An 8,982-nucleotide genomic window follows, 5' to 3' on the forward strand; every position below is an offset into this window, starting at 1 on the left:
TGGATGGCCGGGGATTATTGGGCGGGTACTGGCACGACGGCCATGGTGATGCGGGAGATACAGCTCAGTTTGCCGTTGGGCGCGTGGATGCGGATTTCCCACACTTGGCTGGTGCGGCCGATATGTACCACCGAGGCCTTGCCGGTTACCGTGCCCTCTGGAACCGGGCGCAGGTGGTTGGCATTGATCTCCTGGCCGACGCAATAGAACTTGCTGGTATCGACTACCAGGTTGGCCGCAACCGACCCCAGCGTCTCCGCCAGCACCACGCTGGCCCCGCCGTGCAGGATGCCAAACGGCTGGCGCGTGCGCTCATCCACCGGCATGGTGCCAACCAGGTAATCGTCACCGATCTCGGTCATCTGCATGCCGATAAAACCGGGCATACAGCCTTGCAGGTCCCGATTGATCTCTTCAAGGGTGGGTTCGCCGTGCCAAACCGACATTGGAATACCTCTCTGCTAACAACAGGAAATTGGATACGGGAATATCAGTAAAACAGTCCCGGATTGAAAGCACCAAACCCGCCAAAGCGCATCATCTCACCTTCCAGATGCCGCATTTCCCGGCGCAGGCTGCGGCGCTGGTTGCGCAGTGCACGCGCCTCTTCTTTGGTTTCCGCCTCTTCCAGCGCGGCCGTTACCCGGTGGTATTCCCGCTCCGCTTCGTAATAGCTCCGCTCCAGGGCCGCATACTGCTGCTCCGCCTGGTAGACCGCCAGCCCCTGCTGGTAGTTGGCCAGGAACAGGTCCGCGGTCGGGCCGGTGCACACGCCTTCGTAATCGCGGCCATTGCGGCCCTGCACAAAGCCGTTTTCCGGAGTGCAATACTTCTCGATGCCCTCCTCGTGGCCGCGCATCCAGGCTTCGGTATCCGTACGCACGCCATATTCGTGGCACTTCTGCGCAATCTTGTACACCGTGGCCTGGCTGCGACCGCGGGTACCGTCTTCAATACCGCGCTCGTACCAGAGGCCAGCCTGGCACTCGTTTTCCGAAATTACCGCACAACCGCTGCCCAGCCCGATCCCTGCCAACAGCGCCGTCGCGCCGAAAAGTTTCCAGATTTTCATGTGTTGTTCTCGCCGGTATTCCGGTCTTATTACATTGGACGGCCTGTGAACCGGGGCTGAACCAAAATGCGAATCCGGTCTCAACCGAAACGCTTGTCCGCCACAAAGGGATTGGTTGCCCGCTCCTGGCCAAACGTGGACATGGGACCGTGGCCGGGAATAAAGCGCACGTCATCGCCCAGCGGCCAGAGCTTTTTGGTAATGGAATCGATCAGCGCCTGATGGTTGCTCATGGGGAAGTCGGTGCGGCCGATGGAGCCGGCAAACAGCACATCGCCCACCAGGGCGAGATTTGACGGGCGGTGGAAGAAAATCACATGGCCCGGCGTGTGCCCGGGGCAGTGCACCACTTCCAGCACCTCATCGCCCACGGTTACCGTGTCGCCATCTTCCAGCCAGCGGTCCGGGGTGAAGGTTTCCACCGGCGGGAAGCCGTAGGCCTGCGCCTGCGCGACGATTTTTTCGATCCAGAACTGGTCTTCTTTCTGCGGACCTTCCACCGGCAATTGCAGCTGGCGCGACAGCGGTGCGGTACCGCCCACGTGGTCCAGGTGGCCGTGGGTGAGCAGGATCTTTTCCAGCTTCAGGTTGCGCTCTGCCACCGCGGCGAGGATCCGGTCGATATCGCCACCCGGGTCGACCACGGCCGCGCGCAGGCTGTCATCGCACCACAGCAGGGTGCAATTTTGCTGGAAGGGAGTCACGGGAACCGAGTGAAATTGCAGAGCCATGAGACCACCTGTTGAAAGTTCGCCGGCGATTATAACCGCCGCCGTCGCCGCACCCCAAAAGTGGTCTTCAGATCGCCGCCGCGGTCGCTTTCTGCAATGGGCTGGTGCGGCGCGCCTGGGTCTTTTTCAGCAGCTCGCGCAGGTCTTCCAGCAGGTTGCGCTGCACCAGGTCGCTCTGCCAGTAGCCATCGTGCGCCACCAGCTGCGGCCCCCAGCTCGCCGCTGACCAGTCTGCCAGCGGGCGGGTTTCGTAGTCGCGATACACCGCTTGGTTATAGGAAGGACTCAACGGCTTCAGCGGCCAGCCGAACAGGTCGTCCGGGTGGTAGAAGTTTTTCCAGCGGAAGCTGTAACCGCGGGTATCCGAGGTCACCGCCTGGATCTGGTCGCGGGGCATGCCCGCCGTCCACAGCGGATTACTCGCGCCCAAGGTGTACCAGTGCGCCATGGTTTTGCCGCGCAGGAACAGGTCTTTGGCGGAACCCTTGTGCACACCCTTGGGGCCGCCGTCGCGCCACACGCCGTGGTTGATACTCGGGCGCTGGGCATCCCAGAGGTAATTGGAGAGGATGCTGCAACCCACCGAATGGCTCAGCAGGATCACCGGGGCGGTATCGCCCGCGGCTTTGGCGGCGCGCTCAAACGTCTGGTAAATTGCCTGCTGGGTCTTGTCGTAGTTGCCGCCGCGCTGGTCGATATCCGCCAGCTGCGCCGCGGCTTCCCCCAGCCCGTAGAGCATAAACTTGCGCGCGCGCAGGTAGTCCATGTCGCGCTTCTGCATGGCCTCAAATACCCGCTCGAAATTGGATTGCAGGTGCCCCTGACAGAGGATGGTGTCGGCGTGAATACGAGACCAGTCGTCCCCCAGGGCAGACGCCAGTGATTCGAACAGTGGCTCGGCAAAACTCTCGTCCACTGCGCCCATCCCCGGTGCCGCCAGTATTACCAGATCGGCCATGTTCGCTCCCTGTATTTTTCTTATTTGATGCGATTGCGATTCCGGAGTTTGCCCGCGCATCGCCTTATGCTGAATTTTGTGGCCCCGTTCATACAACGGACGGGACCTCGCGCACCACAAGCGTGAAAAGCTACCACTGCACGGTCACAATGGGAAGAATCGCGCCAAACCGGCCAGTTCCGGGCAGATGAATAATTTTTTTGCACTTTTTACCCGCCAGCGGGAACTTAACCGCCAGAGCCCCCTCCAAGTAAACAGATTCCCTTGGATCGCGTTGAATTTGTAACCCCCATCGTAATACTGCCTAGAGCCGACCTCGCGTCGGCTTTTTTTTGCCTGCCCGCCGCGCCCCACACTCTCAAAGAATCCATAAAGTGATAAAAAGCGCACTTTATAACCACAAACAATCATAAAGTCCGATTTATGGCACTTAATAAAAACACTTAACAAAGTCCAAAAACAGGAACATAATCGAGCATAATTTGCTCAACATCCCCAAACCGGGACTTTATGGACTACACCAGCAAATCCCCTGCCAGTATCGCGGAAACCCTGGGGCAACGCCTGAAGCAGGCGCGCCTGAACCTCGACCTCACCCAACTGGAAGTGGCCGAGCGCGCGGGCGTGAGCCGCAAGGCGGTGCTCAATGCAGAAAAGGGCCAGGCCCAGCTGGAAGCGCTGGTCGCCATACTCCAGGCCCTCGACCTCACCACCCAGCTGGACAACTTCCTGCCCCCGCAGCCCCCCTCCCCGATCCAGCTGGCCAAATTGCAAGGCAAACAGCGCCAGCGAGCCTCCGGCCAGCGCGGCCAACACGACGGGGGAGAAGATGGGGAAGACGATGAAGAACAACAGGAGGAACCGGCATGGTAATGGAAGTCATCAGTGTGCATTACCAGGGGGAGACCGCCGGCGCTGTCAGCTTTGATACCGACACCGGCATCGGCGCCTTTGAATACACCCCCGCGTTTATCGACACCGGTATCGAACTCTCGCCCCTCAAAATGCCCCTGGGCAAACGCATCTACTCCTTCCCCCAGCTCAGCTTTGACACCTACCGCGGCCTCCCCGGCATGATCGCCGACTCCCTGCCAGACGACTTCGGCAACGCGGTACTCAACGCGTGGATGGCCGCCCAGGGCAAACAGCCCGCAGACATCACCCCACTGCAACGGCTGCAATACACCGGCAAGCGCGGCATGGGCGCACTGGAATACGCCCCCGCCACCCGCCTCAAAAACCTCAACGCCTCGCAGCATATTGCCATCAACGAACTGGTGGCCATTGCCCAGGAGGTGCTCGACAGCCGCGCCGGCTTCAGCGTGAACCTGGGGCCAAACGGCAACGACGAGCGCGCCCCCCACCCGGAAGAAATGCTCGCCCTGCTCTCCGTGGGCATGAGCGCCGGCGGCGCCCGCCCCAAAGCCGTGCTGGCATTCAACCGCGACTTCACCGAAGTGCGCTCCGGGCAGACCGACGTGCCCGAAGGCTTCACCCACTACCTGATGAAGTTCGATGGGGTGAGCGAGCACAACAAAAACAAACAGACCTTCGGCGACCCCATGGGCTTCGGTGCCATGGAATATGTGTACCACCGCATGGCCGAAGCCTGCGGCATCCACATGATGCCCTGCCACCTGCTCACCGAAGGCAACCGCCGGCACTTCATCACCGAGCGCTTTGATCGCCGCGGCAACGACAAGATCCATATCCAGACCCTCAACGGCCTCGCCCACGTGGACTACAAAGCTCCCGGCTCGTTTTCCTACGGCGAACTCTTCGCCGTGGCACGGCAACTGAAACTCAGTGCAAAAGAAGCCGAACAACTGCTGATCCGCATGGTGTTCAACATCGTCGCCCGCAACCACGACGACCATGCAAAAAACTTCGCCTTCCAGCTCAACAACAAAACCTGGCAACTGTCCCCCGCCTACGACCTCGCCTACAGCTACAAACCCGGCAGCCAGTGGGTGAACAGCCACTGGATGAGCCTGAACGGCAAACGGGACAACTTTACCCGCGAGGATATCTACAGCCTGGAAAAAATCAGCCCGCTATTCAGCCGCAGGAAGATCGACGGTATTGTGGATAACGTGGTGGAGCAGGTATCGCGCTGGCGAGATTTAGCGATTGAGTATGAGGTGCCGATTTCGCTGGTTGAGGAGATTGAGGGGAATCTAAGGTTGGGGCTGTGAGTGCCCAGAACACACACCAAGGAAGGTGAAATCTGCGCCGAAAACTGGCGTAAAACTGATTTCCATATTTAGGCATAATGGCTATATGTAGCCATTTTTATCCAGATATAGGCAGAATGCCTATATCTGGAGCTATTGAATAAACTGTTAAGTTCATATGAGTATCGAAGACATTTCAATACCGATAGACGGCGTAAATTGGCAGGCTTGCTTGCAGCACTGGTCATGGATTTTGAAGAAGTGCCCAGAGTTTAATATCTTGCTCGCAACAAAGTTCGGTGAAATTTTCGTCACTACAAGCGATGGAGCTGTCTGGTTCCTAAGTACTTCAAACGGAAGCTTTGAAAGGATTGCGGAATCTCAAGATCAACTAGTTGAAATCCTAAAACACCAAGAAAGTTATGATTACTACTTTATGCCGCAGGTGCTTGCAGTATTAGAGGATTCGTTGGGGCCTCTTGAGAGCGGCTACTGCTATGGGTTCCATGTGCCAATGGTCTTTGTAGAAAGCTCACTTGATCCAAGTAATTTCAAAATAATACGCATAGAAAATTACCTTGCAGGTTTGGGAGATATGCTTGGCAAGTTACAGGGTGTCCCAAATGGCCTAGAGGTGACCTTCAAAGCCGTGGATTAACTTAACAAGCAGCGGCAGAGCGACAGCCAACGCTACGCACCTTTTTTGTTACTAGCTGGCGCTCAAACATTAACACAAAATGCGCTCCGCGCTGGCTGCGCCTGCGCTGGGCGTTAAAAGTCAGAACCATGAACAAGCTTATTACCGCAGTCATACTTCTAACTATCAGTCTCTCAAGCTATTCCAGCGAAGAGCCTGAGGAGCGCTTAGTCTTCATAGGATCTCAAATTAATTTCAATGAATTCGACCCCAACGAAGAAAGCGACGGATGTGATGATGTGGTCGTAGATACGAGCAATGGTGAAGAGGGCTTAATGGAGTGCATCACAATCAGTTTGGATGCCGCATTTAAAGCTACATACTCCATTTCAAAGGTTGTGGAAGGCTCATACCTTGGGGATTCTATATCCTTCGAAGTTTACGATCATTACGGAACACCGGAGTTCTCAAAGTACGATGTTGCCATGATCTACCTAGAGAAATATGACGGCAAGTGGTATCACGAAAAGTACACTTGGAATAAAGTTTACGAAACCGTGGATGGCCAATATGCCGACTGCTCTCTTGATTACGTTAATGAGCACTTATACGAACCCGGCCTTCTTAAACCTGTCAAGTTTAAGAAAGTCGTGAACTTTGACATAAGGCACTACAACAGCACACTTAAAAATAGCTTCAAGTCAGCCCCAGCCTTTCTATCAAAAGGTAATCTTGTAACATGCCAGAAAGGTATCTACGCAAAGGATTTACTGGCTCTTGAGCGGGGATAAGGAGCTTTTAACAAACCAATGCAGCTGACAGCCAACACTCCGCTTACTTTGTGTTGCTCGCTGTGCTCACAAATTAACACAAAGTAAGCTCCATGCCGGCTGCAGCTGATTGGGGCGTTAAATTATGAAGCCAAAAACCGCACTTATCGCTAGCATTTTTATGCTTTCTGGCTGTGTCACCACAGTAACCTGGGATGGAGTTACTCCCTCAAAGAGCTACAAAATTACTTTTAAAGATCAAGATGCAAATCCTGTTTCCGGAGTAAGTGCTAGTTGCAACGGAAATGGAGTATGGCCAAGTGAGAAAATTGCCCAAGAAATAAATGAAGCTCACGAAAAATCCGACCCAACTGGATTGTTAAAGTTATCACACATTGGGTACGAAATGAGCGGGACCTATAAGGAGTTCGGGCCATTCACTTGGGGTGGCAATGAGTATTGGAAGGTGTATTGCACATTCATACATCGCGGTTCAATTATCGAGTCCGGGGAGCTGGCCAAGTTCAATCAGCCAGTAGAGATCACGGTGCCAAAACTAATTTAACAAAGCAATGCAGCCGACGTCTTACTTTGTGCACTTTTTGCACGGTCGCTGCGCTCCCATTTTTGGCAAAAAGCACACAAAGTAAGCCGCGGCTGATTGCGGCGTTAAGCAACCTATGAAAATGAGCCACGAAGAATACGTCGAGAAAAAACGCAAGAGGGCCGCAGAAGTTGCGAGCGGAATGCTCGATGGTTCTATTCATTATCTTGAGGGAGCAATAGAGTTGTCTTCACTTAGGTTTGAGGTCGACTTGCCTGAAGACGATAAAGATTTTCTTGCTTTTACTGGGGTTGCTTCGGAAATCGATCATTTGCCAATTGGTGAGACGAGGCAATATTGGTCAAAAGAAGCCCTCGAACGGCATGAGCCAGAAGTTCAGGAATCTATTAAGTGGGCAAAGGATTTCTCTTTGTCAGAATGCAAATCTATCGTGGCAAGGTTCAATGCTTAACAATGCGAGGCATTTCGTTCCGGCCCTGCGGGCCTCCACCGGACAGCTTACTTTGTGCTCTTTATGCGCAAGTCGCTTCGCTCCTATTTTCGCGCATAAAGCGCCCAAAGCAAGCTGCCGCTGCTCGCGGCGTTAAGTGATGATGACGATAAATTACCTCCTACTAATATTGCTTATCTCTTGCTCGTCTTCGGCGTACGCGCTCTCTATTTCATGTCCGCATGTGTATGATGAAACTAGCGAAGTCGCTCCAAAGGAAATCTTTAGTGTCATTCACGTTGGGGCTGAGCACAACACTATTGATTTAGAGGTAAGTGTTAAAAATAAATACAAAGGATTGGGATTCAAGAGTATTGGGGTTAGAAGAAAGGAAAACGAAAGCTATACGTTTGCTGCCATGCTTGAAACGGTAGAAGAAGAAGGCTCACGTAAGGCGTATTTATTGTCCGTCAGGTCTTCAGATTTGAAATTGTATGACTTTGTTGTTGTATACAGTCGTGGTGATGATGCGTGTTCTAAAGATGAAACCAGGTACCAATTCCCGCTTCTCACTTAACAAGCGCAAGCAAAGGGACGGCCAACGCTGTGCATATTTTGTGCGGTCGCTGCGCTCCAAAGTTTGCACAAAACATGCACAGCATTGTCCGCCCCTGTTGCGGGCGTTATCTACTTTTAAGAAATGAATATTTATAAGGTTGTTTTTTGGCTGCTTCTTTTTTGGGTTTTAGCAACAATCGCCCTTCGAATTTATTGGTTTAAAAAAGAACGCTACGGTTACGCCAGCTGGTTTTTTGAATGGCTCCTTGCTTGTTTTTCATGCGCTGGCGTGTACGTTGTTGCATTCAATCAACCCTTGCTTAAGCAAACGTTTTGGTGGTTCGTATTGCTCGTTGTTGTAGTATCGAGTGTCTACAGGCTGCAAAGCCAACGTTTCAAACAACAAGTGGAGCAACTTTCGTTAAAGCAATTTCTGTTCATAAAAATGTTAATGGCGCTTTTCACATTACCAGTTGCTATTATTCTATTTATAAATGCAAGCAACTATACTGGCGTATGGGGCACGTAGATAACAAGCGCAAGCAGTTTGCTCCGGCCCTTCGGGCCTCCGCGGGACGCCCAATCCTATACACATTTTGTGCGGGTCGCTGCGCTCCCATTTTCGCACAAAATGCGCATAGCATTGGTCGCCCCTGTTGCGGGCGTTCTGGCTGTAGAAAAACTCTAAAAACCTAGCATTTTTTGATAAAGTTGAGGGATCCAAACCGAGAATCCCTCCATGCCCAACTTCAAGCCCTACAATTACAGCCAGGATGCGATGGTTGTAATCAACTTCGAAGAGCAGCTTCAGCCAAATACCTTCGAATACACGCTCCATCACCTGATTGATAACTACATTAACCTGTCTGCTTTCCACGACAAGTACAAAAATGACGCGGGTGGACGCTCGGCATACGACCCAGCGATTCTTTTGAAAGTAATACTGTTTGCCTATTCCAAGGGGATTACTTCTAGCCGTGAGATCCAATGGCAGTGCGAACACAATATTATTTTCAAGGCATTATCGTGCGACAGCGTGCCTCACTTCACCAGCATCGCTAGCTTCGTGAGTAGCTATCCCGACGCC

Annotated in this window: 13 protein-coding genes; 9 read left to right on the forward strand and 4 right to left on the reverse strand. The window is 53.3% G+C overall.

The features are described from left to right. Positions 1 to 14: 14 nt before the first annotated feature. From LC093_RS15490 to LC093_RS15505, 4 genes are all read right to left on the reverse strand, one after another. The gene (locus LC093_RS15490) at positions 15 to 446 is read right to left on the reverse strand and encodes a hotdog fold thioesterase (protein WP_226666790.1); all 432 of its coding nucleotides are present in this window, start codon (positions 444 to 446) and stop codon (positions 15 to 17) included. 44 nt (positions 447 to 490) lie between these two features. Beyond that, entirely contained in the window at positions 491 to 1,072 is a 582-nt protein-coding gene (locus LC093_RS15495; protein ID WP_226666791.1) for a DUF2799 domain-containing protein, read from the reverse strand. 80 nt (positions 1,073 to 1,152) lie between these two features. Next, a complete protein-coding gene (locus LC093_RS15500; protein ID WP_319004936.1) occupies positions 1,153 to 1,803 on the reverse strand; it encodes an MBL fold metallo-hydrolase in 651 nt (216 codons plus the stop codon). 67 nt (positions 1,804 to 1,870) lie between these two features. Beyond that, positions 1,871 to 2,761, reverse strand: a complete 891-nt coding sequence (locus tag LC093_RS15505) for a hypothetical protein (protein WP_226666794.1) — start codon at positions 2,759 to 2,761, stop codon at positions 1,871 to 1,873. 510 nt (positions 2,762 to 3,271) lie between these two features. Here LC093_RS15505 and LC093_RS15510 point away from each other — a divergent pair. From LC093_RS15510 to LC093_RS15550, 9 genes are all read left to right on the forward strand, one after another. Continuing rightward, positions 3,272 to 3,634 (forward strand): helix-turn-helix domain-containing protein, encoded by a 363-nt coding sequence (locus LC093_RS15510; protein ID WP_226666796.1) that lies wholly within the window; start codon positions 3,272 to 3,274, stop codon positions 3,632 to 3,634. Beyond that, positions 3,628 to 4,956 (forward strand): type II toxin-antitoxin system HipA family toxin, encoded by a 1,329-nt coding sequence (locus LC093_RS15515; protein WP_226666798.1) that lies wholly within the window; start codon positions 3,628 to 3,630, stop codon positions 4,954 to 4,956. The genes LC093_RS15510 and LC093_RS15515 overlap by 7 nt, the downstream gene beginning before the upstream one ends. A 157-nt stretch (positions 4,957 to 5,113) precedes the next feature. After that, on the forward strand, positions 5,114 to 5,593 hold the full coding sequence (locus tag LC093_RS15520) for a DUF1851 domain-containing protein (RefSeq protein WP_226666801.1): 480 nt from the start codon (positions 5,114 to 5,116) through the stop codon (positions 5,591 to 5,593). A 128-nt stretch (positions 5,594 to 5,721) separates the two neighbouring features. Beyond that, positions 5,722 to 6,363 carry a hypothetical protein gene (locus LC093_RS15525; protein ID WP_226666804.1) on the forward strand — a complete coding sequence of 214 codons (642 nt, stop codon included), beginning with the start codon at positions 5,722 to 5,724 and terminating at the stop codon, positions 6,361 to 6,363. 124 nt (positions 6,364 to 6,487) lie between these two features. Then, positions 6,488 to 6,907, forward strand: coding sequence for a hypothetical protein (locus tag LC093_RS15530; protein WP_226666806.1), 420 nt, complete (start codon positions 6,488 to 6,490; stop codon positions 6,905 to 6,907). 121 nt (positions 6,908 to 7,028) lie between these two features. Next, on the forward strand, positions 7,029 to 7,358 hold the full coding sequence (locus LC093_RS15535; protein WP_226666808.1) for a DUF2489 domain-containing protein: 330 nt from the start codon (positions 7,029 to 7,031) through the stop codon (positions 7,356 to 7,358). Between the two features lie 223 nt (positions 7,359 to 7,581). Then, a complete protein-coding gene (locus tag LC093_RS15540; protein ID WP_226666812.1) occupies positions 7,582 to 7,914 on the forward strand; it encodes a hypothetical protein in 333 nt (110 codons plus the stop codon). Between the two features lie 123 nt (positions 7,915 to 8,037). Then, a complete protein-coding gene (locus LC093_RS15545) occupies positions 8,038 to 8,424 on the forward strand; it encodes a hypothetical protein (protein WP_226666818.1) in 387 nt (128 codons plus the stop codon). A gap of 210 nt (positions 8,425 to 8,634) precedes the next feature. Continuing rightward, positions 8,635 to 8,982, forward strand: a 348-nt coding sequence (locus LC093_RS15550) for a transposase (protein WP_226666823.1), incomplete at its 3' end; no start/stop codon positions are given.

The organism is Microbulbifer aggregans (genome assembly GCF_020524005.1).
In the GTDB taxonomy this organism is placed as follows: domain Bacteria; phylum Pseudomonadota; class Gammaproteobacteria; order Pseudomonadales; family Cellvibrionaceae; genus Microbulbifer; species Microbulbifer aggregans_A.

Coding starts and splice junctions, on each gene's coding strand:
- LC093_RS15510 (WP_226666796.1), top strand. CDS start 3,272: ATGGACTACACCAGCAAATCCCCTGCCAGTATCGCGGAAACCCTGGGG.
- LC093_RS15530 (WP_226666806.1), top strand. CDS start 6,488: ATGAAGCCAAAAACCGCACTTATCGCTAGCATTTTTATGCTTTCTGGC.
- LC093_RS15515 (WP_226666798.1), top strand. CDS start 3,628: ATGGTAATGGAAGTCATCAGTGTGCATTACCAGGGGGAGACCGCCGGC.
- LC093_RS15505 (WP_226666794.1), bottom strand. CDS start 2,761: ATGGCCGATCTGGTAATACTGGCGGCACCGGGGATGGGCGCAGTGGAC.
- LC093_RS15495 (WP_226666791.1), bottom strand. CDS start 1,072: ATGAAAATCTGGAAACTTTTCGGCGCGACGGCGCTGTTGGCAGGGATC.
- LC093_RS15520 (WP_226666801.1), top strand. CDS start 5,114: ATGAGTATCGAAGACATTTCAATACCGATAGACGGCGTAAATTGGCAG.
- LC093_RS15545 (WP_226666818.1), top strand. CDS start 8,038: ATGAATATTTATAAGGTTGTTTTTTGGCTGCTTCTTTTTTGGGTTTTA.
- LC093_RS15490 (WP_226666790.1), bottom strand. CDS start 446: ATGTCGGTTTGGCACGGCGAACCCACCCTTGAAGAGATCAATCGGGAC.
- LC093_RS15535 (WP_226666808.1), top strand. CDS start 7,029: ATGAGCCACGAAGAATACGTCGAGAAAAAACGCAAGAGGGCCGCAGAA.
- LC093_RS15500 (WP_319004936.1), bottom strand. CDS start 1,803: ATGGCTCTGCAATTTCACTCGGTTCCCGTGACTCCCTTCCAGCAAAAT.
- LC093_RS15525 (WP_226666804.1), top strand. CDS start 5,722: ATGAACAAGCTTATTACCGCAGTCATACTTCTAACTATCAGTCTCTCA.